General features: G+C 69.0%; 25 protein-coding genes, 1 tRNA gene and 3 pseudogenes. 12 read left to right on the plus strand and 17 right to left on the minus strand.

Annotation, left to right across the window (positions count from 1 at the left end):
* Positions 1 to 118 precede the first annotated feature (118 nt).
* Entirely contained in the window at positions 119 to 595 is a 477-nt protein-coding gene (locus tag ACFYQ5_RS22940; protein WP_389199924.1) for an SsgA family sporulation/cell division regulator, read from the plus strand.
* Positions 596 to 612: 17 nt separating this feature from the next.
* Here ACFYQ5_RS22940 and ACFYQ5_RS22945 read toward each other — a convergent pair whose 3' ends face one another.
* Positions 613 to 1,980, minus strand: a complete 1,368-nt coding sequence (locus ACFYQ5_RS22945) for an FAD-binding oxidoreductase (RefSeq protein ID WP_389199925.1) — start codon at positions 1,978 to 1,980, stop codon at positions 613 to 615.
* A gap of 97 nt (positions 1,981 to 2,077) precedes the next feature.
* Between ACFYQ5_RS22945 and ACFYQ5_RS22950 the strand changes: the two genes are divergently transcribed.
* Positions 2,078 to 3,712, plus strand: a complete 1,635-nt coding sequence (locus ACFYQ5_RS22950) for a hypothetical protein (RefSeq protein WP_389199926.1) — start codon at positions 2,078 to 2,080, stop codon at positions 3,710 to 3,712.
* Positions 3,713 to 3,776: 64 nt separating this feature from the next.
* On the opposite strand, the gene hppD is transcribed toward ACFYQ5_RS22950, so the two are convergent.
* Complete coding sequence (gene hppD / locus ACFYQ5_RS22955; protein ID WP_389199928.1) at positions 3,777 to 4,922, minus strand: 4-hydroxyphenylpyruvate dioxygenase; 1,146 nt, start codon at positions 4,920 to 4,922, stop codon at positions 3,777 to 3,779.
* Between the two features lie 122 nt (positions 4,923 to 5,044).
* On the opposite strand from hppD, the gene ACFYQ5_RS22960 reads away from it, so the two are divergent.
* The 8 genes and pseudogenes from ACFYQ5_RS22960 to ACFYQ5_RS22995 all read left to right on the plus strand — a co-directional run.
* On the plus strand, positions 5,045 to 5,518 hold the full coding sequence (locus tag ACFYQ5_RS22960) for an Lrp/AsnC family transcriptional regulator (protein ID WP_389199929.1): 474 nt from the start codon (positions 5,045 to 5,047) through the stop codon (positions 5,516 to 5,518).
* Positions 5,519 to 5,534: 16 nt separating this feature from the next.
* Positions 5,535 to 6,182, plus strand: a complete 648-nt coding sequence (locus ACFYQ5_RS22965) for an ABC transporter permease (protein WP_389199931.1) — start codon at positions 5,535 to 5,537, stop codon at positions 6,180 to 6,182.
* A complete protein-coding gene (locus ACFYQ5_RS22970) occupies positions 6,175 to 7,443 on the plus strand; it encodes an ABC transporter ATP-binding protein (RefSeq protein WP_389199933.1) in 1,269 nt (422 codons plus the stop codon). Before ACFYQ5_RS22965 ends, ACFYQ5_RS22970 begins: the two co-directional genes overlap by 8 nt.
* Positions 7,440 to 8,294, plus strand: a complete 855-nt coding sequence (locus ACFYQ5_RS22975) for an ABC transporter permease (protein ID WP_389199934.1) — start codon at positions 7,440 to 7,442, stop codon at positions 8,292 to 8,294. Before ACFYQ5_RS22970 ends, ACFYQ5_RS22975 begins: the two co-directional genes overlap by 4 nt.
* Positions 8,291 to 9,262 (plus strand): glycine betaine ABC transporter substrate-binding protein, encoded by a 972-nt coding sequence (locus tag ACFYQ5_RS22980; protein ID WP_389199936.1) that lies wholly within the window; start codon positions 8,291 to 8,293, stop codon positions 9,260 to 9,262. Before ACFYQ5_RS22975 ends, ACFYQ5_RS22980 begins: the two co-directional genes overlap by 4 nt.
* Before the next feature lie 88 nt (positions 9,263 to 9,350).
* A complete protein-coding gene (locus tag ACFYQ5_RS22985) occupies positions 9,351 to 9,965 on the plus strand; it encodes an ArsR/SmtB family transcription factor (RefSeq protein WP_389199938.1) in 615 nt (204 codons plus the stop codon).
* A 13-nt stretch (positions 9,966 to 9,978) separates the two neighbouring features.
* Positions 9,979 to 10,161 carry a hypothetical protein gene (locus ACFYQ5_RS22990; RefSeq protein WP_389199939.1) on the plus strand — a complete coding sequence of 61 codons (183 nt, stop codon included), beginning with the start codon at positions 9,979 to 9,981 and terminating at the stop codon, positions 10,159 to 10,161.
* A 149-nt stretch (positions 10,162 to 10,310) separates the two neighbouring features.
* Positions 10,311 to 10,580: pseudogene (locus ACFYQ5_RS22995) on the plus strand (MFS transporter); the annotation flags it as partial.
* On the opposite strand, the gene ACFYQ5_RS23000 reads toward ACFYQ5_RS22995, so the two are convergent.
* Together ACFYQ5_RS23000 and ACFYQ5_RS23005 are read right to left on the minus strand one after the other, a co-directional pair.
* The gene (locus ACFYQ5_RS23000; RefSeq protein ID WP_389199941.1) at positions 10,510 to 11,298 is read right to left on the minus strand and encodes a S16 family serine protease; all 789 of its coding nucleotides are present in this window, start codon (positions 11,296 to 11,298) and stop codon (positions 10,510 to 10,512) included. The pseudogene ACFYQ5_RS22995 and the gene ACFYQ5_RS23000 sit on opposite strands and share 71 nt — an antisense overlap.
* 89 nt (positions 11,299 to 11,387) lie before the next feature.
* Positions 11,388 to 12,029: a helix-turn-helix domain-containing protein gene (locus tag ACFYQ5_RS23005; protein ID WP_329037781.1), complete on the minus strand. Its 642-nt coding sequence runs from the start codon at positions 12,027 to 12,029 to the stop codon at positions 11,388 to 11,390.
* Between the two features lie 767 nt (positions 12,030 to 12,796).
* On the opposite strand from ACFYQ5_RS23005, the gene ACFYQ5_RS23010 reads away from it, so the two are divergent.
* Positions 12,797 to 13,432, plus strand: a complete 636-nt coding sequence (locus ACFYQ5_RS23010; protein ID WP_389199942.1) for a hypothetical protein — start codon at positions 12,797 to 12,799, stop codon at positions 13,430 to 13,432.
* Between the two features lie 62 nt (positions 13,433 to 13,494).
* Here the strand turns inward: ACFYQ5_RS23010 and ACFYQ5_RS23015 are convergent, their stop codons facing one another.
* The 4 genes and pseudogenes from ACFYQ5_RS23015 to ACFYQ5_RS23030 all read right to left on the minus strand — a co-directional run bounded on the left by ACFYQ5_RS23015 (position 13,495) and on the right by ACFYQ5_RS23030 (position 17,511).
* Positions 13,495 to 15,276 (minus strand): DEAD/DEAH box helicase, encoded by a 1,782-nt coding sequence (locus tag ACFYQ5_RS23015; protein WP_389199944.1) that lies wholly within the window; start codon positions 15,274 to 15,276, stop codon positions 13,495 to 13,497.
* A 164-nt stretch (positions 15,277 to 15,440) separates the two neighbouring features.
* Positions 15,441 to 15,808: pseudogene (locus ACFYQ5_RS23020) on the minus strand (type II toxin-antitoxin system death-on-curing family toxin).
* Entirely contained in the window at positions 15,808 to 16,005 is a 198-nt protein-coding gene (locus ACFYQ5_RS23025) for an Arc family DNA-binding protein (protein WP_389199945.1), read from the minus strand. The pseudogene ACFYQ5_RS23020 and the gene ACFYQ5_RS23025 overlap by 1 nt, the downstream one beginning before the upstream one ends.
* 33 nt (positions 16,006 to 16,038) lie before the next feature.
* Positions 16,039 to 17,511 carry an MFS transporter gene (locus ACFYQ5_RS23030; RefSeq protein WP_389199947.1) on the minus strand — a complete coding sequence of 491 codons (1,473 nt, stop codon included), beginning with the start codon at positions 17,509 to 17,511 and terminating at the stop codon, positions 16,039 to 16,041.
* 200 nt (positions 17,512 to 17,711) lie between these two features.
* Between ACFYQ5_RS23030 and ACFYQ5_RS23035 the strand changes: the two genes are divergently transcribed.
* Positions 17,712 to 17,786, plus strand: a tRNA-Cys gene (locus ACFYQ5_RS23035).
* 274 nt (positions 17,787 to 18,060) lie between these two features.
* Here ACFYQ5_RS23035 and ACFYQ5_RS23040 read toward each other — a convergent pair.
* The 9 genes and pseudogenes from ACFYQ5_RS23040 to ACFYQ5_RS23080 all read right to left on the minus strand — a co-directional run bounded on the left by ACFYQ5_RS23040 (position 18,061) and on the right by ACFYQ5_RS23080 (position 26,162).
* Positions 18,061 to 18,453: a twitching motility protein PilT gene (locus ACFYQ5_RS23040; protein WP_389199949.1), complete on the minus strand. Its 393-nt coding sequence runs from the start codon at positions 18,451 to 18,453 to the stop codon at positions 18,061 to 18,063.
* Positions 18,450 to 18,716: a hypothetical protein gene (locus ACFYQ5_RS23045; RefSeq protein WP_389199950.1), complete on the minus strand. Its 267-nt coding sequence runs from the start codon at positions 18,714 to 18,716 to the stop codon at positions 18,450 to 18,452. The genes ACFYQ5_RS23040 and ACFYQ5_RS23045 overlap by 4 nt, the downstream gene beginning before the upstream one ends.
* 281 nt (positions 18,717 to 18,997) lie before the next feature.
* Complete coding sequence (locus ACFYQ5_RS23050; RefSeq protein ID WP_389199951.1) at positions 18,998 to 19,951, minus strand: MarR family transcriptional regulator; 954 nt, start codon at positions 19,949 to 19,951, stop codon at positions 18,998 to 19,000.
* Between the two features lie 353 nt (positions 19,952 to 20,304).
* Entirely contained in the window at positions 20,305 to 20,961 is a 657-nt protein-coding gene (locus ACFYQ5_RS23055) for a hypothetical protein (RefSeq protein ID WP_389199953.1), read from the minus strand.
* A gap of 124 nt (positions 20,962 to 21,085) precedes the next feature.
* Complete coding sequence (locus ACFYQ5_RS23060) at positions 21,086 to 21,718, minus strand: hypothetical protein (RefSeq protein WP_389199955.1); 633 nt, start codon at positions 21,716 to 21,718, stop codon at positions 21,086 to 21,088.
* A 23-nt stretch (positions 21,719 to 21,741) separates the two neighbouring features.
* Positions 21,742 to 21,963, minus strand: coding sequence for a hypothetical protein (locus ACFYQ5_RS23065; RefSeq protein ID WP_389199956.1), 222 nt, complete (start codon positions 21,961 to 21,963; stop codon positions 21,742 to 21,744).
* Between the two features lie 83 nt (positions 21,964 to 22,046).
* Positions 22,047 to 22,628: pseudogene (locus ACFYQ5_RS23070) on the minus strand (transposase); the annotation flags it as partial.
* Between the two features lie 473 nt (positions 22,629 to 23,101).
* A complete protein-coding gene (locus ACFYQ5_RS23075; RefSeq protein ID WP_389199957.1) occupies positions 23,102 to 23,785 on the minus strand; it encodes a hypothetical protein in 684 nt (227 codons plus the stop codon).
* A gap of 31 nt (positions 23,786 to 23,816) precedes the next feature.
* Entirely contained in the window at positions 23,817 to 26,162 is a 2,346-nt protein-coding gene (locus ACFYQ5_RS23080) for a hypothetical protein (RefSeq protein ID WP_389199959.1), read from the minus strand.
* Positions 26,163 to 26,170 lie beyond the last annotated feature (8 nt).

A 26,170-nucleotide genomic window follows, 5' to 3' on the forward strand; every position in this document is an offset into this window, starting at 1 on the left:
CAGGGTCCGGGGAAGTTTTTCTGGGAAGTCGCGTCATAGACGCCCGGGAGGGCGCTCTCTCCTTGTGCGGACCGGTCACAGGACCGGCCCCTACGAGTATCGGAAGGTCGTGCACCCCATGCAGAACGCCGTGGAACGCGAGCTGGAAGTGAAGCTGGTCCTGTCGCCCGAGCGGTCCGTCCCCGTACCCGCCCGGCTCTCCTACTTCACCGACGACCCGTACGCCGTGCACATCACCTTCCACGTCGGCTCCGAGGCACCCGTGCACTGGACGTTCGCCCGTGAGCTGCTGGTGGAGGGGGTGTTCCGGCCCTGCGGGCACGGGGACGTACGGATCTGGCCGACCAACGTCGAGGACCAGGCCCTCATCTGTGTCGCGCTCACCTCGCCCGACGGCAACGCCCTCCTGGAGCTGCCGTCCACCGCCGTGGCCGCCTGGGCGGAACGCACCCTGCGGGTGGTGCCGCCGGGGACCGAGAGCACCCTGCTCGGACTGGACGGGGCCCTCGCCGAGCTGCTCACCCCGCTGCCGGCCGACGACCTGTGGCTGAGCGATCCCTGGTCGCAGGACGAACCGCAGGACGGCGAGGCCTGAGCGGTGGCGCGCGGCCGTCAGAACAGCTTGCCGGGGTTGAGCAGCCCGAGCGGGTCGAAGGCCGCCTTGATGCCGCGCTGCAACTCGACCCCCACCTCGCCCAGTTCGCGGGCGAGCCATTCCTTCTTCAGTACGCCGACGCCGTGTTCACCGGTGATGGTGCCGCCCAGTTCGAGGCCCAGCGCCATGATCTCGTCGAAGGACTCGCGGGCCCTGCGGGACTCGTCGGCGTCCGTGTGGTCGAAGCAGACGACGGGGTGGGTGTTGCCGTCGCCCGCGTGGGCGCAGACGCCGATGGTGAGCCCGAACTTATCGGCGATCGCGGCGGTCCCCTCGATCATCGCGCCCAGCCGGGAGCGCGGCACGCACACGTCGTCGATCATCGTGGCGGACTTGACGGTCTCCAGGGCGGGCAGGGAGAGCCGGCGCGCCTGCAGCAGGAGTTCGGACTCGGCCGCGTCGTCGGCGGGCACGACCTCGGTGGCGCCCGCCTCGGTGCACAGTTCCCCGACGGCGGCGAGGTCGGCCGCCGGGTCGGGTGTGTCGAAGGCGCAGAGCAGCAGCGCCTCGGTGGTCTCAGGCAGGCCCATGGACGCCATCGCGTTGACGGCGCGGACGGTTGTGCGGTCCATCAGTTCGAGGAGTGACGGAGTGTGTCCGCGCTCCATGATCCGGCACACCGCGTCGCAGGCGGCTGCCGCGGAGGGGAACTCGGCGGCGAGCACGAGCTGCTGTGGAGGCTGGGGCCGCAGCGCGAGGACGGCCTTGACCACGATGCCGAGGCTGCCTTCCGAACCGACGAAGAGCCGGGTGAGGTCGTATCCGGCGACGCCCTTCGCGGTGCGCCGACCGGTGTTCAGCAGCCGCCCGTCGGCCAGGACGACCTCCAGGCCCAGGACGTACTCTGCGGTGACGCCGTACTTGACGCAGCACAGCCCGCCGGACGCGGTGCCGATGTTGCCGCCGATCGTGCACATCTCCCAGCTGGACGGGTCCGGCGGGTAGTACAGCCCGTGTTCGTTGACGGCGCGGGACAGCGTGGCGTTGATGACGCCCGGCTCGACGACGGCGATCCGGTCGACCGGGCTGATCTCCAGGATCCGGTCCATCCGCACCAGGGAGAGCACGATGCACCCGTCGGAGGCGTTGGCCGCTCCCGAGAGGCCGGTCCGCGCACCCTGGGGGACGACGGGGATCCGCAGGGCGGTGGCGGTCCGCATGACGTGCTGGACCTCCTCGACCGTGCGCGGCAGCACCACCACGGCGGGTGCGCCCGCGTCGCAGAAGCTCGCCATGTCATGGGCGTACGAGGCGGTGACGTCCGGATCCGTGAGGAGCGCCTCGGCCGGAAGTCCCGCACGCAGTCGTTCGAGAAGATCGTCCATCTTCCCAGCGTGGCACCCAGGGCCAATGGTGTGAACCCGTCTGCGCCAGCGTTCGTGCAGCGCGATGCGATCTTCGTACTGACGCAGAGTGATGACCATGGATGCCAAGCCGCAGCAGAACCCGGAGCCGCCCTCCTCCACCCTGCCGCCCCAGGGTGCGACGTCCGTTCCACCGCCTCCCGCACCGATGCGCACGACCCTGCGCAGGGCGGCGTTCGGCGCGATCGCCGGCGCCGTGCTCGTGACCGGTGCGGTGATCATCGTGCCGGACGACACCGAGGAGGTTTCGCCTCCCGTGCCGGGGCCCGTGGCGCGGGCCGAGGCCGCGGCGGCTGCCGGTTCCCCCGCTTCCCTGTCCGACCTGACGGCCCTGATCGGCGACCGGCAGACGTGGGTGGAGACCCACCCTTCGGACGCCCCGTCCTGGGCGGTGCTCGGTACGGCGTACGTGGAGTGGGGGCGGCGGTCCGCGGACGCGGCGTACTACACCCGGGCCGAGCAGGCACTCCAGCGTTCGCTGGCCGCCCAGCCGGGTGAGCGCGGGAACGCGGAGGCCTGGGTGGGTCTCGGGGCGCTCGCCAACGCCCGGAACGACTTCCTCGCCGCGAAGAAGTGGGGCGAGACGGTCCGCGCGCGGGAGCCGAAGAACTGGACGGCGTACCCGGTGCTGATCGACGCCTACAACGGCCTCGGCGAGTACGCGGCGGCGGGCAGGGCGACGGAGAAGTTCGGCACCCTGCGCAAGGGAGCCCCCGCCCTGGCCAGGGCCTCCGAGATGTACCGCAACCAGGGCTGGCGCGAGGACGCCCTGGCCACCGCCCAGGAGGCGGCGGACCGCGCCACCGCTCCGGCCGCGAAGGCGGCGGCCCTGCACCGCCTCGGGGACCTCGCCGCGGAGCGCGGGGAGCCGGTGGAGGCCCTCGCGCAGTACGACGCGGCCCTGCGCACCGACCGCGGCCACCTCGCCTCCCTCGCGGGGCGGGCCCGCGCCCTGGTGGCCCTGGACCGCACGGACGAGGCGCTGGTGGACTACCGGACGGTGACGACGAAGCTGCCCCGCCCCGAGTACGTACTGGAACTGGGTGAGCTGTACGAGTCACTGGACCTGGACGGCGACGCACACACGCAGTACGCGCGACTCCGCGAGCTCCTCACGCGGGCGCGATCGGCCGGGGTCGACGAGTCGCTGACCGAGGCCCGCTTCGAGGCCGACCACGGCGACGCCGAGGCAGCGGTGGAGCTGATGCGCACCGAGTGGGCGGCGCAGCGCCGCAGTTCGGCGGTGGCGGACACGCTGGCCTGGGCGCTGCACCGGGCGGGCCGGAGCGAGGAGGCCGTGCAGTACGCGGAGCGGGCCGTGGAGAGCGGCGTACGGGACGCCTCGTACGCCTACCACCTGGGCGTGATCGAGAGCTCCCTAGGCCAGGACGGCCCGGCCCGTGGTCATCTGGAGGAGGCCCTCCGCACGAACCCTGACTTCTCACCGCTGGCCGCGCCGCTGGCGCGGGAGGCCCTGGACGCCCTGGGCGAACCGGCGGCGGGCGGGCCGGCGGACATGCAGCCGTCGGCTCCGGAGCCGTCCGCCGGGCCGGAGCCTGCCCCGGAGCCGTCCGCCGAGCCGGAGCCGTCGCCGGAGCCCTCGCCGGAGCCTGAGAAGAAGCCCCGGACGGAGCCCTCGCAGCCGGCGGCCCCGGCTCCACGGGCGAAGCCCGGCGCCACGGCGACCCCGTGACCGCGTGCGGAAGGGGCCCGTCTCCTGGAAACCGTCCGGGAGAGGGGCCCCTTCCGCGCGGTGGCTACAGGTTGCCGCGCTTCTCCTGCTCGCGCTCGATCGCTTCGAACAGGGCCTTGAAGTTGCCCTTGCCGAAGCCCATCGAGCCGTGCCGCTCGATCATCTCGAAGAAGACCGTCGGGCGGTCCTGGACCGGCTTGGTGAAGATCTGCAGCAGGTAGCCGTCCTCGTCCCGGTCGACAAGGATCTTCAGCTCGCGCAGCGTCTCCACGGGCACCCGGGTCTCGCCCGCCCACTCCCCCAGGGTGTCGTAGTACGAGTCCGGGGTGTCCAGGAACTTCACCCCGGCGGCCCGCATGGCCTTCACGGACGCGACGATGTCGTTCGTGGCGAGCGCGATGTGCTGGACGCCCGCGCCGCCGTAGAACTCCAGGTACTCGTCGATCTGCGACTTCTTCTTCGCGATCGCCGGCTCGTTGATGGGGAACTTCACCTTCAGCGTGCCGTCGGCGACGACCTTCGACATCAGGGCGGAGTACTCGGTGGCGATGTCGTCGCCCACGAACTCCTTCATGTTGGTGAAGCCCATGACCGTGTTGTAGAAGGCCACCCACTCGTTCATCCGGCCGAGCTCGACGTTGCCGACACAGTGGTCGACGGCCTGGAAGGTCCTCTTGGCGGCCGGCTCCACGATCGGGTCCGCGGCCGCGTAGCCGGGGAGGTACGGCCCGTCGTAGCCGCCGCGCTCGACCAGCGTGTGACGGGTCTTCCCGTAGGTGGCGATGGCGGCCAGGACGACCGTGCCGTGCTCGTCCTTGACCTCGTGCGGCTCGGTGACGCCCCGCGCGCCGTGCTCGACGGCGTAGGCGTAGGCCGCGCGGGCGTCGGGGACCTCGATCGCGAGGTCGACCACGCCGTCGCCGTGCGCGTGCACGTGGTCGGCGAGGAAGGTGCCCCATTCGGTGGACGCCTTGATGACGGAGGTGAGGACGAAGCGGGCGGAGCCGTTGGTCAGCACGTAACTCGCGGTCTCGCGGCTGCCGTTCTCCGGTCCGGAGTAGGCGACGAGCTTCATGCCGAAGGCGGTCGAGTAGTAGTGCGCCGCCTGCTTGGCGTTGCCCACCGCGAAGACCACCGCGTCCATTCCCTTGACCGGGAAGGGGTCGGCCTGCCGGGCGGTGTCGGGGGTGGTGTGCACAGTCTCAGTCATGTCCGAAGGTTCCCGCCGCTTCGCAAGGTGCGCAACAGTTCACTGGTCCGCTGGTCAATCTGTGCAGCACGGCGCCAGGATGGGCGGGCTGTCTGTACAGGCTGACCATCGGAAGGCGGATCATGGCGATCGATCGACTGGACGGCCGGCTCATCGTGCTGCTGGCCCGTGAGCCCCGTATCGGCGTACTCGAGGCGTCACGGCGGCTCGGAGTGGCGCGCGGGACGGTGCAGGCGAGGCTGGACCGTCTTCAGTCCAATGGCGTCATCCGCGGCTTCGGCCCGGACGTGGACCCGGCGGCGCTCGGCTACCCCGTCACCGCGTTCGCCACGCTGGAGATCAAACAGGGCCAAGGCACCGATGTGAGGGCCCATTTGCGTGGCGTGCCCGAGGTGCTGGAACTGCACACCACAACCGGCCACGGGGACATGCTCTGCCGGCTCGTCGCCCGCTCGAACGCCGATCTCCAGCGGGTGATCGACCTGGTCGTCGGCTTTGATGGCATCGTCCGGGCCTCCACGGCGATCGTCATGGAAAACCCGGTGCCACTGCGTATTATCCCGCTGGTTGAGCAGGCTGCAGAGAACATCGACTGAGCCTAGGGAGCACCATGTGAACTTCTGGGAGTATTTGGGCACCAGGCATCAACAGCTGCTCACCGACGCGTTCCAGCACGTCAGCGCCGTCTTCCAGTGCATGGTCATCGCCACGGTGCTCGGCGTCCTGATCGGTGTGGTCAGTTACCGCAGCGGCTGGGGCGGCGCACTGGCGATCACGTCCACCTCGGCGATCCTCACCATCCCCTCGCTCGCGGCGATCGGCCTGCTGATCCCACTGGTCGGCCTCGGGGTCCCACCCACGGTGATCATCCTGACCCTGTACGGGCTGCTTCCCATCGTCCGTAACTGCATCGTCGGGCTGCGCGGGGTCGACCCGTCCCTCGTCGACGCGGCGAAGGGCATCGGGATGTCCCGGACCAGGCGGCTGCTCAAGGTGGAGCTGCCGCTCGCCTGGCCGCCCATCCTCACCGGCATCCGGGTCGCCACCCAGATGCTGATGGGCATCGCCGCCATCGCCGCGTACGCATCGGGCCCCGGTCTCGGCAACGAGATCTTCCGCGGGCTCGCCTCACTCGGAAGTGCCAACGCCATCAATCAGGTCCTCGCCGGCACGATCGGCATCGTCATCCTCGCCCTGCTCTTCGACGCCGCGTACGTACTGCTCGGGCGGCTCACCATCCCTAGGGGGATCCGTGCCTGAGACCGCCACCGGATCGCCGGAGGCGGCTCCGCCCCGCCCCGCCACCTCGGGCGCCACCATCCAGCTGGAGAACCTCAGCAAGTCCTATCCCGGCAGTCCCGCTCCCGCCGTGGACAACGTGTCCATGGACATCAAGGCCGGTGAGACCGTGATTCTCGTGGGCCCCTCCGGCTGCGGGAAGTCCACCACGCTGAAGATGATCAACCGCCTGATCGAGCCGACGTCCGGGCGGATCAGGATCAACGACGAGGACGTCACCGACATGGACCCGGTGAAGCTGCGCCGCAAGATCGGCTACGCCATCCAGTCCTCCGGTCTCTTCCCGCACATGACGGTCGCGGAGAACATCGCCCTCGTGCCGAAGATGACCGGCTGGTCGAAGTCCGGGGTGAAGGACCGGGTCGAGGAGATGCTCGATCTGGTCGGTCTCGACCCCCGGGAGTTCCACGGTCGGTACCCCCGCCAGCTCTCCGGTGGCCAGCAGCAGCGTGTGGGGGTGGCGCGGGCACTGGCCGCGGACCCGCCGGTGCTGCTGATGGACGAGCCGTTCGGGGCGGTCGACCCGATCACCCGCGATCACCTCCAGGACGAGCTGATCCGGCTCCAGCACGAGCTGCACAAGACGATCGTCTTCGTCACCCATGACTTCGACGAGGCGATCAAGCTGGGCGACCGGATCGCGGTGCTGCGGGAGCGTTCGCACATCGCGCAGTTCGACACCCCGGAGGCCATCCTCACCAATCCGACGGACGACTTCGTCTCCGGTTTCGTGGGGGCGGGCGCGGCCCTGAAGCGGCTCAACCTCACCCGCGTACGGGACGTGGGGATCGCCGACTTCCCCACGGTGACCGTCGAGGACCCGCTCCAGTCGATCTTCAACAAGCTGCGCGACGGCCAGCACAACGAGTTGCTGATGCTGGACCGCCGCAACCGTCCGTACAAGTGGCTGCGGCGCGGCGACCTGATGCGGGCCAAGGGCTCGCTCGCCAGGGCCGGGCAGCTGGTGCACGACACGGTGACCCGGGACGCGACGCTGCACGACGCGCTGGAGGCGGTGCTGACCGACAGCGGCGGGCGGGTCGCCGTGACGGGGCGGCGCGGTGAGTTCATCGGCGTCGTCGACATGCACACCCTGATGAATTCCGTACAGGAACTCCTGGAGGACGACCGGCTCACCGCGATGGAGCACGAGCACGATCTGGAGGTGCTGCGTGCCCACCGGACGGAGCAGGAGCTGGAGGGCGGTGGCAGCGGGCTATGACCCCCAGTCATCACGCGCCCCCCAAGGGCGCACGGCCCCCCGGAGAGCACGACGTGGGAGGCCACGCCTTCCGTGACGAGGAGGCCGAGCCCTCTCCGCCGCCGTCCGGCCCGGCGCGCCGGATCACCTGGAAGAAGCTCGCGCTGGTGCCGGCCGTCCTCGCGGTCGTCCTCGTGGCGACGTATCTGTGGATCACCCACGTCGACCTCGACTCGATCGCGCAGAACTCGCTGGCCGGCGACAACGTCGAAGTGCGCTGGTGGCAGCACGTCAGGCTGACGGCGATCTCCACGTTCTGGGTGCTGATCATCGCCATCCCGCTCGGCATCGCGCTGACCCGGCGCCGCCTCAAGAAGGCCGCCCCCTGGGTCACGGCCCTCGCCAACATCGGCCAGGCGACGCCCGCGATCGGGCTGCTGGCCCTGCTGGTGATCTGGCTGGGCATCGGCCCCTCCACGGCGATCATCGGCATGGTGATCTACGCGGTCCTGCCGGTGCTCTCCAACACGGTGGCGGGACTGAACTCGATCGAACCGACCCTCGTGGAGGCCTCCCGGGGCATCGGGATGTCGGCGATGGGCACCCTCACCAAGGTCGAACTGCCGCTCGCCGTCCCGCTGATCCTCGCGGGCGTACGCACGGCGCTGGTGCTCAACGTCGGTACGGCGACCCTCGCCACCTTCGGTGGCGGTGGCGGGCTGGGCGACCTGATCACCTCGGGGATCCAGACGCAGCGCATGCCCGTGCTGGTGCTCGGATCCGTACTGACGGTGGTGCTGGCCCTGCTGGTGGACTGGCTGGCCTCGCTGGTCGAACTGTGGCTGACGCCGCGCGGACTGGAGGAAGCGTGAGGGTACGTACGGGCCTGGCATCGGCGGCCGCGCTCGCCCTCCTGCTCACGGGGTGCGGGCTGAAGAGCGGATCGCCGCTGGTGGACGAGGTGGAACCGGGATCGGTCGGGAAGGGGAAGCCGCTCAAGGGCGCGTCCCTGACCGTGACCTCGAAGAACTTCAGCGAGAACATCATCCTCGGGCAGATCCTGGGCCTGGTCTTCAAGGCGGCCGGCGCCGAGGTCCTGGACCGGACGAACCTGCCTGGTTCGATCAGCGCGCGCGAGGCCGTCGTCAAGGGCGAGGCCGACGCGCTGTACGACTACACGGGTACGGCGTGGATCACCTATCTGGGCCATGCCGAGCCGATCGTCGACCCGCAGAAGCAGTGGAAGGCGGTCCGCGACGAGGACCTGGGCCACGGGGTGACCTGGCTGGCACCGGCCACCCTCGACAACACGTACGCCCTGGCCATCAGCAAGAAGAACAACGCCACGTACAAGCTGAAGACGCTCTCGGACGTGGCCGCGCTCGCGAAGAAGGACCCGAAGGCCGTCACGGTCTGCGTGGAGAACGAGTTCGCGTCACGTGACGACGGACTGCCGGGCATGCAGAAGAAGTACGGGATGAAGCTGCCGGCCTCGAACATCCAGAAGATGGACGCCGGGATCATCTACACCCAGGTGTCGGAGTCCGACTCCTGCCTGCTGGGTGAGGTGTACACCACCGACGGCCGCATCAAGGCGATGAACCTGGACGTCATGGAGGACGACAAGCAGTTCTTCCCCAACTACAACGCCGCCCCCGCCATCCACACGGCGACCCTCGACAAGTATCCCGAGATGACCGAGTTGCTGGCGCCGGTCACGAAGAAGCTGACGACGCAGCTCGCGCAGGAGCTGAATTCGAAGGTCGACGTGGACGGGCAGGACCCGCACGAGGTGGCGAAGGACTGGCTGGTGAAGGAAGGATTCATCAAGGAGGGCTGAGCGGAGGGCCGAGCGGAACCAGGAGTTCCAAAGAAGTCGTTGCAAAAAATGTGTTGCAAAGCAGTCTTTGCAACTCTATGGTCGTGGCATGCCACCGAACGAGCCCGAACGCCGGCCGACCCCGTACGCCGACGACCCGAGGATCCACCACGTCGACACCCGCAGCCTGCGTGGCCTCGCCCACCCTCTGCGCATCCGGCTGCTGAACGCCCTCAGGGAGTTCGGTCCGGCCACTGCCTCTGGACTCGCCGACCGGCTCGGCGAGTCCAGCGGGGCCACCAGCTACCACCTGCGCCAACTCGCGGCGTACGGCTTCGTCGAGGACGACCCGGAGCGCGGCAAGGGGCGCGAGCGGTGGTGGAAGGCCGTCCACATCGGCAACACCTTCAGCACCAGCAGCTTCCTGGAACACCCGGACGCCGAGGTGCGTGGCGCCGTCGGAGTGGTGCTCCACGAGATCGCGACCACGCACGGCCAGGAACTGAACACCTGGCTGGGGACGATGCACGAATGGCCCGAGGAATGGCGCCGGGCCTGGGAGCTCAGTGACTTCAAGCTGCGCCTCACGCCCGAACTCTCGCAGGAGCTCGCGGAGAAGATGCACGAGCTGGTCCACAGCTACCAGAACCGCGTCCCCGACGACGCCGAGGGATCGGCCGTCGTCCGCACCCACCTGCACATGTTCCCGCGTCCCACCGACTGAGGGGATCACCGCCATGCACAGCGACGTCCACTTGCTGCTCCACACCTACCGCTCCGCCGAACTCCGGCGCGAAGCAGCCGACTTCACCCCTGCCCGCGCCGGGCTGCGCCAGCGGATGGGCTGGAGGCTGGTCGAACTGGGCCTGCGCCTGGCACAGGCCGGGCCCGCCCCCGCCCGCGCCGCACGAACGGCCTGACCGTGGGCGGGGGGGGAGACCGGTCCGGCACCGCACACCGCCGGCCGCCGTCCTGGCGGCCAACTCCATATCCACGGCGGGCACTTCGCTCATCCTCATCGGCGTACCGTGGTTCGTCCTGGAGACGACGGGGAGCGCCGGCCGGGGGGCTTCGCAGCAGGGTGTCCGGGGCGCTCACCGCGGGCTGCGAGCTCGCCATGCCGGTGGGCGGACTGGCCGCGGGTCTCCTGGTCGAGGGCGCGGGGGCGACGGGGGCGCTGCTCGCCATGGGCGGGGTGTACTTCCTGGCCACGCCGAGTCCGCTGATCTTCCCCGCGTGGCGCGGTATGGAGGGACCGGAGCCGCAGGTCAGCAGCTCGGGACCTTGCCCCCCTGGTCGAGAGCCCGCAGCGAGGACACCGCGCTCTTCAGCGTCGTGACGGGGATCAGCCGCAGACCGTCGGGCCGCTCGGCCTTCGCCTGCGTGCATTCGGCCTTCGGCACCAGGAAGACGGTCGCGCCGTCGCGCCGGGCGGCCTGCGTCTTCAGGGAGACCCCGCCGACCGCGCCGACCGCGCCGTCGGCCTTGATCGTCCCCGTACCGGCGACGCTGCGGCCGCCGGTCAGATCGCCGCCGGAGCCGTTGCCGGCCAGCTTGTCGATGATGCCGAGCGAGAAGAACAGCCCCGCGCTGGGCCCTCCGACATCGGCGAGGTTCAGGGTGATGTCCACCGAACCGGGCTTCCTGTCCAGGTAGTTCAGGGCCGCGTCGACGGCGACGTTCTGCGACTCCTTCATGTCCTGGAGGTTGTGCCGCTCGATCTCCTTCTCGGAGCCGCCGGTCGGGTAGACGGAGTCGCGCGGCATGACCGCCCGGTCCGTCCGGAACCAGCTGTCCACCACGTCCCCGACCCGGATGTCAGCCGTCGGCGCCGTCGCGAGGATCGTCGTCATCCGCAGCTCACCATCGGTGCTGCGAGTCGGCGCGCCCTTGATCGTGATGACCGGCTTCCCCTTGTCGTCCCCCAGGACGTCGGCGGTACTGCCGGGCTGCGCCACGGTGAACGGCAGCGGCGCGAAGGCTGCCGTGCCGAACAGCGCGAGGACGGGCAGCGCGCAGAGGGCGAGAGTGCGGGGGCGGGAGAGACGAATGGCCACCCGTCCAATCTATCCGCCGCCCGCCTCCGGCCCCGACCGCCCCGGCGTGACCAGGGCGGCGGGCCTGAGCCACTGGAGCGGCCCGGTCCTCACCGCAGCGCGTCGGCGACCTCACGGGCAGCGTCGAGGACCCTCGGCCCGACGCGTTCCGGTACGGCGTCCGCGAGCATCACCACGCCCACGCTGCCCTCCACGCCCGAGACCCCGACCAGCGGGGCCGCAGCCCCGCAGGCACCGGCTTCGAGCTCGCCCTGGGTGAGCGTGTAGCCCGGATGATCGGCCGTCTTCTGCCGGGCGGTGAGGATGGCCCGGCCCGCGGCGCCCCTGTCCAGGGAGTGACGGAAGCCGGCCCGGTAGGCCACGTGGTAGTCGGTCCAGGTGGGCTCGACGACGGCGACCGCGAGCGCGTCCGCACCGTCGACGAGGGTGAGGTGCGCGGTGGCCCCGATGTCCTCGGCCAGCGAACGCAGCGCGGGAAGTGCCGCCTCCCTGACGAGGGGGTGCACCTGCCGGCCCAGACGCAGCACGCCCAGACCCACTCGGGCCCGGCCGCCCAGGTCACGCCGGACGAGCGCGTGCTGTTCCAGGGTGGCGAGCAGTCGGTAGACCACGGTGCGGTTGACGCCGAGTTTGTTCGACAACTCGGTGACGGTCAGGCCGTGGTCGGTATCGGCGAGCAGTTTGAGGACACGCAGTCCCCGGTCGAGCGTCTGAGAAGTCTCCGCGGTCACGACGCCCTCTCCCTCGTGATGAGCGGGGCGGTTGTCTCTCCGGGTGCCGACGCCGGTCCCGCGGCGACGCACCGAGAGGCCGCCGACTGGCCATGGCACCGGCTGCGCTCCGCGGCCACACTGCCACGGGGCGTTCATTGTTTCGGGGACATTAGCGAGGGAGTCCGCTCAGCGGAAGACCTCGTCCAGAATCCGGTCTCCGCCCGGGGCGGCGTGACATAACCGCCGGTCAGCGGCGGACCGTCCGGAACGCGAACATCTACGCGCGTTCAAGTCGGGTGACGCGATGACAACGCTCCGTGCATGACGAGTGAACGATTGTTAACACAGCGTAAATAATTGTCCCAAAAAATTTCCCGGCCCGGCGGCCGCCACGCCCTCACGCGCCCCCTCGGCACCGGCGCGCGCCCCACCGCCGCCGCCGGGGCAGGCATCCACGCCGGACGTCACCCCTCCCGGACCGTAGCGGGAGGCATATCAAGACTTCTCATACCGAACCCCACCACTCCGGGTGTCGCAAATTCACCGCACATCAGGAGTTGATCCTGCGATTCATGGTCGACTCGCGAGGTAACTGTCGGACTCGACAGGTAGACCATTCCTCTGCATACCCACCACAAGAGGGACATGCGGGAATTATCGTCACCAGGGGAGGCTTCACCGCCAATGGCGTGGGACGAATGGGAGCAGCTGAAATCAGAGGCGGCGGGGAAGCACGCAGAGCGCATGCGATTGAACCGCCCATGAGGAAGAGACTGCTCCGGGCCTTGACCGGTGTGCTGCTGGTGACCAGCGGTGCGACAGCCTGCGGGGGCGACGACGGTACGGAGAAGCCGGACGCGCTCTCAGCCTCCCAGGTGTGCGACGGAACGCTGGACACGGCCGCGGCGGCCGCGCTGGAAAGCCTCGGCGGCACGGACCGGTTCGCCGAAAGCCAGGGGACCAAGCGATCCGGCATTCCGAACACGTTCTCTCTGGAAAGGGCAGCGGAAACCCTGCACGCCAAGCCGACCGAGAAGAACGACTGTGTCATCTACAAGGCTGATGACGGGAGCGACTTCCCCCTTCTCGACATCAGCTTCCAGTCACAGAAGAGTCATCCCGACACGGTCGAAGAGGACAGAGCGAGCGACTCGGGCGAACTGTTCTTTCCTCTCGGGCTGTTCGCTTCCGCGAAGGGCGACAAGGGCTCCACGCTCTACTTCGCATGCCTAACGGAAGGACCCACAGGAACGATGCCCTACGTGAAAGCGGACATGTACTCCGCGCGGGACCAGGTCAATCCCGACGGACGTGGACGCCTGACCGTCCTCAACTCCGTGTCCCGCGCCCTTGCCGACAAACTCGGCTGCGCCGCTGAGGCCAACCTTCCCACCAACGTGCCCGACGCCCTGCCCGAATAACACAGCGGGCCCCGGTGCGAGGCGGATCGCTCCGCCCCGCACCGGGGCCCGTCAGGGCGGGGTCACCGCATCCGGGTGGCCCACTCCTGGACCTTCTTGATCCGGTCCTGGATCTGCCCCGCCGTCGCCTCCGCGCTGGGCGGCCCGCCGCACACCCTCCGCAGCTCGGTGTGGATCACCCCGTGCGGCTTGCCGCTCTGGTGTGTGTAGGCCGACACCATGGTGTTGAGCTGCTTGCGCAGCTCCAGCAGCTTCTTGTGCGTGACCACCGGCCGGTCCTCGGCCGCCTTCTCCAAAAGGTCGGCCTCCGAAGCCGGCTTCTGGCGGCTGTGCGCGATCTGCCGGGTCTGCCGCTTCTGGAGCAGCAGTTGCACCTGGTCGGGTTCGAGGAGACCGGGGATACCCAGGTAGTCCTGCTCCTCCTCGCTCCCCGGGTGCGCCTGCATGCCGAACTCGGCGCCGTCGTACAGCACCCGGTCGAAGACCGCGTCGGACTCGAGCGCCTCGAAGGGCAGCTGCTCCTCGGTCTCCTCGTCCTCGAGCTTCTCCGCGTCCGCGAGGAGCTGGTCCTCCTCGGCGAACGGGTTCTCCTCGTCGCTGCCCTTCTTCGGCTTGTCGAGCACGTGGTCGCGCTCGACCTCCATCTCGTTCGCGAAGTCGAGGAGCATCGGGATGGTCGGCACGAAGACGGAGGCGGTCTCGCCCCGGCGCCGCGACCGTACGAAACGGCCGACGGCCTGGGCGAAGAAGAGCGGGGTCGAGATGGTCGTGGCGTACACGCCGACCGCGAGACGCGGGACGTCGACGCCCTCGGACACCATCCGCACCGCGACCATCCAGCGCGAGTCGTCCTGGCTGAACTTGTCGATGTTCTTGGACGCGGCCTTCTCGTCGGAGAGAACCACCGTGGGCTTCTCCCCGGTGACCGACTTGAGGATCTTGGCGTAGGCGCGCGCCGACTCCTGGTCCGTCGCGATGACGAGCCCGCCCGCGTCCGGGATGCCCTTGCGCACCTCGGTCAGCCGCTTGTCGGCGGCGGACAGCACGTTGGGGATCCAGTCGCCGGTGGGCGAGAGCGCGGTGCGCCAGGCCTGCCCGATGGCGTCCTTGGTCATCGGCTCACCGAGGCGCGCGGCGATCTCGTCCCCGGCCTTGGTGCGCCAGCGCATGTTGCCGCTGTAGCTGAGGAAGATCACGGGCCGGACGACGCCGTCGGCGAGGGCGTTGCCGTAGCCGTACGTGTAGTCGGCCGAGGAGCGGCGGATGCCGTCGTTGCCCTCCTCGTACGCGACGAAGGGGATCGGGTTGGTGTCGGAGCGGAACGGCGTACCGGTGAGCGCCAGCCGCCGCGTCGCCGGGTCGAACGCCTCCTGGCAGGCCTCGCCCCAGGACTTCGAGTCACCGGCGTGGTGGATCTCGTCGAGGATCACGAGCGTCTTGCGCTGCTCGCACCGGTTGCGGTGCAGCATGGGGCGCACGCCGACACCGGCGTACGTGATCGCGACCCCGTGGTACTCCTTGCTCACGGGGCCGGCGCTGTACTCCGGGTCGAGCTTGATGCCTATGCGGGCGGCGGCCTCCGCCCACTGCTTCTTGAGGTGCTCGGTGGGCGCCACGACGGTGATCTGCTGCACCACGTGGTGGTGCAGCAGCCATGAGGCGAGGGTCAGCGCGAAGGTGGTCTTCCCGGCGCCGGGGGTCGCGACCGCGAGGAAGTCGCGCGGCTGGTCCTGGATGTACTTCTCCATGGCACCCTGCTGCCAGGCGCGCAGCTTCCCGGCCGTCCCCCAGGGGGCGCGGCCGGGAAAGGCGGGTGAGAGGTGGTGGGAGGCGGTAGTAGTCACGGTCTCCGGTTCGGGGCACTCGGGTACGTGGGGCGCTGTCCGTGCGGGCCGTCGCCGGCCCGTACGCGATACGACAACCGGGCCACCCTACCGGCGGGCGGGACGGAACCCCGTACGCATCAGCTGTGGCTCGGCAGTGCTGAGACCCGCTTCACAGGGGACGGCTATCTGGCGAAGCCGGGCAGCCGCTCCGCGATCTTGGCCATGTCCAGCGTTCCTTGACACCCATCCAGCACGAACCGCTCGGCCTCGTCCACGTCGAAGCCCGCGTCGAGCGGATGCCCGTTCATGTGCAGGAAAACCCAGGTCGCGTACCAGGCGATGCGCTTGTTGCCATCGACAAGCGCGTGGTTACGCGCCAGGGATCCATGAGCGCCGCGGCTTTCTGCCACACGTCCGGATAAGCGTCCTGGCCGAATACGCTCGCCTGCGGGCGCGCCAGTGCCGATTCGAGCAGCCCGTAGTCACGTACCTCGGACGCCCCCAGCCGTGCCGCGAGGTTCAGCAGCTCGGGCAGTGTCAGGTACCGCATCAGGCCAGCCTCCGGTTCAGCTCCCCGCTGACCTTGAGTACATGATCCGCTGCCTCGTTGAAGAGGCGCGAGTGTTCGTTTATGGCGCTGATCACCGCATTGTGGGCGAAGGACTGCATACTGCGTCCCTCTGCCTCGGCACGCGCGCGCAGGGCGTCGAGCTCTTCCTCGGTAAACCTCAGATTCAGACCAGCCATGGACGAACGGTACCCGCGTGGTACCGCACAGTCCTAAGGAACTGTCCGCACCCGAGTAGCCACCCACACCCCCACCAGCGCCACCGCTGCCATCGGCAGGAACACCACCGTGAACGCCCCGGGGTGGGCCGTGGCCGTACCGCTGCCCACAGCCCCGTGGGCGGCCGTACCCACCGCGCCGCCGCCGAGAGCGGCGAACGCCGCGCCGCTCGCGGCGAGCAGCAGCGCGTTGGACAGGCCGTCCGAGATCTGCAGGGCGGCCGAATTGGCCCCCGCCTCCTGCGGCGCCGACAGCTTCAGCAGCAGCACGCTCGTCGACGCGATCACCATGCCCATGCCGAAGCAGCCGAAGCCCCAGACCACGGCCAGTGTCCACACCGGTACGGACTCGATCAGCACGGCGGGCGCGGCGAGGATCGACAGCGTCACGAGCACCATGCCCGCCACCATGAGAGCCCCCCGGTGCGGCTCCAGACGGGGCCTGGCCAGGACGTACGAGCCGAGCGCCCAGGTCAGACCGCCGGCGGCCAGCGAGAGGCCGGCCAGGGTCGGGGACAGGCCGCGCTGGGTCACGAGCATCAGCGGGACGAAGGACTCGGCGACGATGAACGAGCCGGCCGATATCCCCCGCAGCAGGATCACGGCGGGCAGCCCTCGCGCGGCCCGCACGGTCCCTGCGGGCAGCAGCCCGCGCACGGCGGGGACGAGCAGCGCGGCACCGGCCAGCGCCGGGACCAGTGAGGCCCACCCGATCTCCTGCCCCGCGTACTGGAGCAGCCCGGCGCCCGCCGAGATCCCGAGCGCGAGCCGGATACGGCGCCGGTCGAACGGCTCCGCTGCGGCCTCGGCGTCGGCGGGCCCGCCCGCCATCCGCCGGATCGCGGGCAGCGCGAGGCCGAGCGGCAGGAGGATGAGGACCGGGATGCCGACGAAGACCCAACGCCACCCGAGGTGTTCCGTCACGGTCCCCGAGGCCAGTGGCCCGACGACGGACGGAACGATCCAGGCCGCCGAGAAGCCGGCCATGATGCTCGGCCGGATCCGCTCCGGGTAGGCCCGCCCGATGACCACGTACAGCGCCACGATCACGAGCCCGCCGCCGATGCCCTGGACGGCCCGCCCCAGGATGAACGTCCACATGTTCGCCGCGGTCCCGGAGAGCACCAGCCCGGCCCCGAAGGCACCGATACCCGTGGCGAGCGGGGCGAGCGGCCCGCGCCGGTCGGCCCACTGCCCGGACAGCACCATGGCGAAGAGGCTGGTGGTGAAGTAGGCGGAGAAGGCGAACGCGTAGAGCGGGATGCCGTGCAGCTCCCGGGCCGCGACCGGCATCGCCGTGCCGACGGCGGTCGCCTCGAAGGCGATGAGCAGGACGACGGAGACGATGCCGATACTGAGCGCCCGGTAGGTCCGCCCGAGGACGCCCTCCGCCGGTTCGGCGACGGAGGGCTCGGTCTCCACGAGGGCGGCGGTGACCTCGGCGTCACGGGGTTCCAGGGCAGTCATGAGCCCCAGAGTAAGGGCCACACCATCGGGTGACCCCTGTCGATGGTCGGTATCCGGCTGGTCCCTTCGTCGTACGACCATGATCACGCCCGGACCCGCCGTTCATGAACGCGGTATGGCAGTCACGTTGCTGCCCGCCCGGACCCCTTGGCCCACTCCCCCGGGGCCCGTACGGTCGACAGCAGATCAGGAAGACGCACGGCCGTGTGCCCGAGTGGTTCAGGGGCTCGACTGCAACTCGAGTTACACCGGTTCGAATCCGGTCACGGCCTCCAGTGGAATGCGACGGCCGCCCCCATGGCGTGGGGGCGCCTGTTTCTGCTCGCGCGGGCCTGCCACCACCTCAGGATTTTGACTGCGCCTTCCGCCGGGCTCGCTCTTCGGCCTCCTGATATCTCCAGGATCCGGAAGACATAGGCACTCGCCCGCTTGCGCGCGCTCACGCTCGTGAACAGTGAGGCTCTTCTCTGGCTGATTCCGGGCTTTCCGGGGAACGTGCCGACTTGGCACTGACTCTTGAAGAGGGTTCCGGACCGGGATCGCGGGAGGTCAGACGGTGCGCACGACGGGGGCGGGCTTGATGTCCAGGGCATCGATGAGGGCGTGGATGTCGTCCGGATCGGAGGTCCAGATGATCGCGCCGAGACTGGACGCCATGACGACGACGGTGGCGTCGACGACGTCGGCCGTGCCTGCCTTGCCGCACAGGACGCCTGTGGCCTTGGCGGTTTCCAGGCCGACCGGCCTGATGTCGCATCCGGCGAGGAACTTGCCGAGCCTCACCTGGCGGCGGGCGTCCCGCCACGCCTGGCTGACGACGACGGAGGGGACGTAGATGTCCCGGCCGTCGTCGAGGGCCAGGCCGTGGCGGGCCCACATCCGCCGGTCGTTGTTGTCGATGGCGATGAGCGCCCCGGCGTCGTAGAGGTACGGGATATTCACGCGGCGGAGGCCCCCGAACCGTCGAGGTACTCCGCGTCGGCAGCCGCCATGTCCGCTCGCGCGGCGGCGAGCTCCTCCGGGGTGAAGCCGCCCTGTTCATCCTGCCACTCCCTGATGACGGCTCGGCCTGCGCGCAGCCGCAGTTCGCGCTCGGCCGCTCCGGCGACGAGCCGGGAGAGAGGGATGCCCTCCTCCTCGGCGGCGTCCGCCAGTGCCTCGACCAGGGATTCGTCAAGGGTGATGGTTACCTTCTTGCTGGCCATACAAACACCATACCGCGATATGGCGCCCGGGTGCGGGAGATCGCGGGGCGCGGTGGACGTACTTCCTGCTGGAACCCGGCGCGAGCCAGGACTTCGACTGGCCGCCCGGCGCGCAGCGCTTCGGCCCGGCGGCACGCGACCAGTACGTGGGAATTCCCGCCGCTCACGGCAACACCTATCCGCTGAGCTGGCGGTGCGGACCTCCGCAGGAAGGGGAGTTCGTGGACGCGGAGCTGCTGTACGGGCTGGTGATGGCCCAACTCGGCCTGGAGCCCGACTGCTCAGGGGGTGCGCATCAGGTTGCGGAGGCTGGCGACGAGGGCCGGGACGTCGCGTTCGATCTCGGCCGGGGCTGCGGCCCCTGACGGCTCCGCCGACTGGTGCGCGGTCGCACACGGGCGGCAGAGGCCGTCCGGGAGTGCTTCGGCCGGGCCGGGGCGGCCGCAGTCGGTGCACTCGACCAGAAGTCCGCGCGCAGGACGAGCGGCGGGCGGGCCCTGGGTCGGTGCGGGCAGGTGGGGCGGCATCTTGTCGGTGAGGCGGCGGCGTACGAGGGCGACGGGTGAGCCGACGCGTTCGGGGAGCCCGGCCGTGAGCGCCGAGGTCAGGTGGTCGGCAGTGACGCCTCGCGCGAACCATGCGGCGGCGAGCGGTTCCAGCGCGGCGCAGTCGGCGGCGGAGAGCGTCAGGCGGGGTTCGCTGCGGCCGAGTTCGGCGAGGGCGAGGTAGGCGGGGGACGGGGCCGCGGCGGCCGTGGGCGCGTTCACTGCGGGTCGCTCCGCCGTGCGCTGCTGGGGTACGGGCACCGGTTCGGCGGAGGGTGCGGGGGTGGCCGGATCGCCTGCGAGCCTGGCGGTCCACCACTCGTTGTCGTGGGCGGTGCGGGACCAGTAGGTGAGCGTCACCCACCGGCACTGCCCGGCCCCTTCGACCCGGCAGCGGACACGGCGCAGGTGTCCGGCCACGGCGAGTGCGCGCAACGCGGCGCCGATGGCCATCTGGCCATACAGCGGCAGGTCCTTGGCCAGCGACTTGATGTCCATGGCCGCGCCGTCGGGCAGGTGGTCGACATACGCGGCGACGTAGCGTTCCCGCTCGGGGAGGAAGGCGAAGGCGCCTGCGGTGGAGGGGCCTCGGGCCGGGATCGTCTGCTTGCCGTAACCGGTGTGGGCCTTGCGGTACGGGCGCGAGGCTGCGGGGGCGGGCGGGGCGGAGCTAAGGTGCTGGATAGCCACAGGATCGTCTTTCTAGGTGGATCGATCTTGGGTCAGACCCCGGCCGGTGCGCCAAACACCGTGTCGGGGTCGTCTCGTTGTGGGCACCGTAAGCAGCCGCGACTCTCCGCCGCAACTCGGTCACGATTAGTCATACTTGCTGGCCGTGACGGGGTGGGAGGGAGGGGAGGTTTCCCCAAAAGCCCTTACCTACCCCCCGGATGCACAACACGTCTCGAACCTCGGCCCTCGCGTCTCAGCTCTCGAAGCCCGAAGCTCAAGCGTCGGCCCCGCAGGCATCCCCCGACCCTCGAACGAGTGACAGGCCCGCACCCGGCGCTCGGACCCCGAGACTCGGGACCCGAGCGCCGGGGTCAGGCGGCGTCCAGGGCCGGCTGGGGCTTCAGGCCGCCGTCGTTCTCGCAGCCCAGCTCCTTCGCCATGGACAGGGCGAAGGAGTGCGCGACGGTCGCGTAGGCGTCCTTCAGCTCCTCGACGTCGCCTTCGGGTTCCGTGGGTATGGCCCCGTAATTGACGTGGACGTCGATGTGGGCCGGCGCGACGCCTGGCAGTTCACCGCTCCGACAGGCGAAGGTGACGAACGCGCGGTCCGGTGCCGTACCGGCCAGTTCCCCCATCCTCAGCCCTGTGTATCTCGGATCCAGTCCCCCCTTCGGGGCGCTTCCGGACAGACGCCAGGTGATCCGCGTATCGACGTCCGGCACGCCGACGGGGGTGAAGACGCGGCAGATGTCCCCATGGGCCGTGACGGAGGACGTGAACTGGTCGCTCAGGTCCTTCGCGGCGTAGGCGACCGTGGACGTCCGTCCCGACGCCTCGAACCGCGAAGAACCGGTGATCGTCTCCAGCGCCTCACCTGCCTGGGCTGACACCGCGGCACCTCCGCACAGCCGCTCGGGGGACACCGACTGCTCCCAGGCTTCTTCGGCGCGGCTCTTCTCCTCACCGCAGCCGACGACACCGGCCAGCAGCAAAACGGTCGCCGCCAAGCCGACAATCGCCCTACGCATGGAAGCACCTCAGGAACTGTGCGTGCTCTTCATCATCCGCCACACACCCGTCCCCCAGGGACACCGCCAGCCCAGCAGTTGTAAGCCATCGCTTGACCACGCGCCTACTTACCTCGCTCATCGTCTATGTGGCCGCAGGCAGTGCGGAGGGAATGACAGGAGGCGTCGCACACCCCATCTCCTCCGTCACCGACTGAGCGAACGCCCTCAGCAACTCCCACCGGAGTTCCGCTCCGAGACGCACACCCGACACCTCGAACTGGAGAGGCAGACCGGATGACTGTGCGGCGGTCGCTCCGGGCACCGCGCACGCCGCGATCAACTGCATCCGGACCGGGCCAGGTTCCGGTGCCACGTACACCGACTCGTTCACCTGACGCCATGTCCGGCTGTTCTTCGGGTCATCCATCAACCCGAGCGAGAGAGAGGACCACTTCACCGACAAATCAACCGTTCCGCTGAGCTGGTCTCCGTCGAACGCATCCATGCGGCAGCCGGTGTAAGAGTTATGCAGCAGGTCCGACTCCTGCCACTGCTTCGCCTCCTTTGCCAGGCCCGTTGCCAGGACATCAGCCTGAGGCGTTCCGCTCACCTCGACGTCACTTCCGCCCGTCGTCTTGACGGCAGCCTCCACGTTCGCGGCGCCGAGCAAGGACTTGCACCGATCCAGCTTCGGGGATCCCACCTCTGCACGATCTTCGCCCCCGGAACATCCAGCAAGAAGTCCGCCGATGACCAGGACCGCGGTGACGGTCAACCTGTGCGCGTTATGCCGCACCATCACTTGACCCTCCCCTGATCACTGGCGGCAGTTTTGCCGTTCCCGTAATAGGTCTCGATGTCCAACGCAAGCTGCTGCTTTTCGTGTGCCGACATGCCGACCTCGTCGGCGTAGTTAAGCAGGGGCGTAACAGCACCTTGCTCCCCCACAGCCTTGAATTTATCAATCCCCGTCAGAGCGTCGTCGTTATTGTCGTATTCACGCTCCTTCAGGTAGTCCATTGTCTCACATTCTTGCCGAGGTCCGCAGCTCCGCCCTTCGGGGTGCCGTCCTCGTTATAGGCCGTGGGTTCGGCGGAGAAGAACTTCTTCTTGGCGCCCTCGTATCCGCGATCCAGGTTGACGTTGACGGTGTCGGGCATCGCGCCGATCTGGGTGCCGACGGCTTTCAGGGTGGGGCCGAGCAGAGGCGAATCGTGTCGGTTGGCTCCGTCGGAGACCATGCCAAGTGGGACGCCGCAGGCATCGGAGGCGACTGAGCGCTTCAGCCCCTGCTTGCCTCGGTCCACCGGTGAGCGCCCCGCCTTCTCGCCGCCGGACGGGGCCTTGGTGATGCAGCCGTCGACCGAGATCTCGGTCAGTCCCAGTCCGATCAAGCGGTCGTAGGCTTCGAGGGCCAGAGCGTGCACTCTCTGCGCTATTCCCAGCTCAGCCCACTGCTTGACCCGACGTCGGATCGTTCGGTCCGAGCATCCAGTACTTGCGATGCGTTCGTATCCCGATCCGTGGACCAGAGCCAGCACGACGTGCTCGAACACCACGCGGTCCGGGACTCGACGACGGTGACACCCCAGCGGATGACTCGCCGAGAACCCCTGCCGCGTCGGCAGGAGAGCGGCGAACTGGTCCCACAGGGGTTCGAGCAGGCAAGATGGCACCGCAGGCACGGGTCCTCCGTGTGATCACTGAGCGTCGAGAACTCCATGATCACGCAGAGCCCGTGCCTGTCTCACGTCCGGGACCCCGCACCGACTCCCAGCCTCACCATTTGCCGGTCGGTCTGAGGTGTTCGATCTTGGGTCAGACCCCGGCCGGTGCGCCAAACACCGTGTCGGGGTCGTCTCGTTGTGGGCACCGTAAGCAGCCGCGACTCCACGCTGCAACTCGATCACGATTAGTCATACTTGCTGGCCCGGACGGGGCGGGTGGGAGGGGAGGTTTCCCCAAAAGCCTTTACCTACCCCCCGGATGAACAACACCGCTCGAACCTCGGCCCTCGCGTCTCAGCCCTCGAAGCCCGAAGCTCAAGCGTCGGCCCGCGAGCATCGCTCGATTCCCCGAACGAGTGACAGCGCCACACCTGGCGCTCGGGCCCCGAGACTCGGTGCCCGAGCGCCGGGGCCACCGGCCCGCTAAGCATCTACTTCGCCGTGAGATCAGGGGCTTCGGGCAGCCCCGCGTTGTTCTCACAACCGAGTTCCTTCACCACGGAGAGAGCCCCGGTGTGAAGGATCTCCAGATTGGCGTCACGGGTCTCAGGCGTGTCCGGGGCATCGCTCTCCCCCACCGTGAAGCTCCCGTAGATGCGCAGAGGTTCGGTCTCCGAGCCCTTGAGCTGCGGACTCACGCACTCGACGTAGAGCGAGGCTCCGGTAGCCCTCGCCTCGGACCTCTTGCCCATCGTGTAGAACACCGTGCCGGCATCGACCCTCAGGTCCTTCACGTCCTGCGGGGCGTACATGGAGAACTTGATCTTCGCTCCGTCGCCGGCTCCGCCGCCCTTGGGGCTGAGCTCGCACAAGGCCGCCCCGGTGGCCCAGCTACGCCCGGACCCGTATCCGTCCGTCAGGCCCTCCACCACGGTCTTCAGGCCCTCGTCGCTCCGGTAGAAGAACTCCGAGTCCGCCGTGACCGTCTCGACCTTCTTCGCCAACGACGCGCCGAACATACCGCCGCAGACCTTGTCGGCCCCCACGAAGGTCTCCTCGGCGCCCTTGTCCGCCTCCGCGTCCGAGCCGCAGGCCGCCAGGCCTACGCCCGCGGCCATGACCAGGCCGACGACGGCTGCCAGGCGCCCTGCCCCTGCCAGTCCCACGATCTTCATCCCTCCACCGGTACCCGTACCCATGTTCTCGTCAGCCCGTTTCCGGATCCTGGCCCTGCTGGTTCTCCCGCTCATTACCGGTCGAATAGCCGTTCCGCATGGACTCCTTCATGTCCTGACGGAATTCCTTGTCCTCCTTCGTGTCCCCGGTGTTGCGGTCGAGGAAGTCCTCCATGGGTGCTTCGGCCGTGGACTCGCCGGCCCGATAGATCTTGTTCCATTCCTCCCTGGTCAGCTCCTCGGCCTTCTCCTTGCTCGCGTCGACCGAGTTGTCCGACACATCACCGATGAACTGCCCCGCGAGCTGCTCCAGCCCACCGCTGGCCGTGTCGGTGGCCAGGGGGATGAGCACGGCCGCCGTCCCGACCGCCGCGGTGGCCGGCAGGAAGGCGACGCCCGCGGCGATGCCCGCCGCTGCGCCGAACTCGACCCACCCGGAGCGCTTGGCGACAGCCTTCTCGTAGTCCTCGTGGCTCTTCATGTTGTCGGCCTGGACCTGGTCGGCCCGGGACTGGTCGAGCATGCCCTGGACCTCCGCACCGACGTGCACGGCATTCCGGGCGCTGCCCTTGTCGATCACCCCGTTGGAGTCGACCTGGTTCTCCAGCACACTCCGCGTGTACACCTCTTCCGCGGCCGAGACCGTCGCGTAGGCGTCCGGGTGCTGACCGAGGGCGCTGAGGAAGCCGCGAGTGATGCTCCTGCCCTCCGTGTCATCCTCGAAGTCGATATGACCCTCCGAGTCCTTCGGGGCGAACACACTGTCCGGGTCACCCTTGTCCAGGGCCCAGTTGATGTCGTCGATGTAGCCGGCGCCCATGGTGCCCAGGCTGTCGGACATCGCCTCCTGCTCCTTGAGCAGGCCGGCGTCCGAGCCGTACTTCTCCATGACCTGCTGCATGACGGCTGCGTTGTCGGCGTCCCGCACCACGTTCGCGTCCGGGTGCCCGGCCGGGTAGCCGAGGGTGGCCGACTCCAGTGCGTGGCCCAGCGCGTCGGGCATCTGGTTGAGGGAGTTCTTGAGCTCGTCCTCGTCCAGCGAGTTGACGTCGGGGAAGGACTCCCACTTCTCGTTGCCGAAGAAGTCGAGGTAGTTCTCGATCGGCGTGTCGCCGTTCTTGCCGAGGTCGGCCGTGGCGCCCTTGTTGACCGTGCCGTCCTCGTTGTACGCGGTCGGCGGGTCGTTGAAGAAGTGCTTGGCCGCGTCCGGGCTGTTGCCGAGCGCTTCCAGCATCGCGGTCGCCGGGTCGTAGCCGGCCCCGTTCACACCGGACGGGTTGAACGGGTTCTTGAACGGGCTGTTCACCACCTTGTTGTCGGCGAACATGTACGGGTCCTTCTGGTGCAGCTGCGCCACGTGCTCGGCGATCGGATTGAGGAACGACTTGTCGTAGTTCCCGTACCGCATGATTCCGCCGAGCAGCTGGTAGCCGTACGGCCCGTTGTAGTCGTGCTTGGCCAGCGGGATGCGCTCCGTGCCCATCTTGCGGAGCTCCGGGCCCCACTCAGCGGCGAACGCCTTGTCGTGGGAGGCGGTGGCCAGGTTGAGGCCCAGGTTCTTCTGCAGCTCCTGGACGTCCTTGAGCCGTTCCTTGTCGACCTTGCCGTACTCGTACGTGTCCGTGGAGAGCTGACCGAAGAACGCGAGCGACTTCTCCGGGCCGAGCTTCTCGTAGAAGTTCCTGGAGAACTCCACCGACGTGCTGTTGTCCTTCAGCAGCTCGTTGAGCGCCTGGAGTTCGGTGTGCGTGATGTCGCGGCCCTTGGCTGCCAGGCCGGCGGCCCGGGCGGCCTCCTCCTGGTCCATCTTCGTGTACTTCGGGGCGCTGAAGTCCTTGCGGTCGGTGACGTTGGCCTCGAGGGAGTTCTTGAAGGAGACGTCTGTGTCGTTGCAGTTGTCGACGATCAGATCGATCTTCTTCTGCCAGGCGGCGATGTTCTCCTTCTGCTGACGCACCAGCTCGGGATAGTCGGGGTCGTGGTGACGCTGGGCGGGAGGGATGTCCTCGACCGGGTGACGTGCGAAGACCTTGCCCTGACCGTTCACACGGATGCCGGCTGCGGGGCCTTCGTGATCCCTGATGTCGATCAGGTCGTCCTTGGCCTTCTTGATGGCCGCGTGACCCTCTTCGAGGATCTGCTTCACACCCTTGGCCTCGGCCGCGGCGTCCGCGAACTCCTTGGCCGTCTTCCCGACGAACGCCTTGGTGACACCCGCGTTGAGACCCTCCCAGGACGCCTTGTCCGCCTTGACCTTCATCCCGTCGGCGGCGTCGGTGGCGAGCTTGTCCAGCTTGCCCGCCATTTCCGACCAGTCGTCGGCCGCCGCCTTCAGCTTCGCCACCGGGGCGTCGACTATGTCCTCGTACTTCAGCATGTGCGTAC

The organism is Streptomyces sp. NPDC005794, from assembly GCF_042871445.1.
GTDB lineage: Bacteria > Actinomycetota > Actinomycetes > Streptomycetales > Streptomycetaceae > Streptomyces.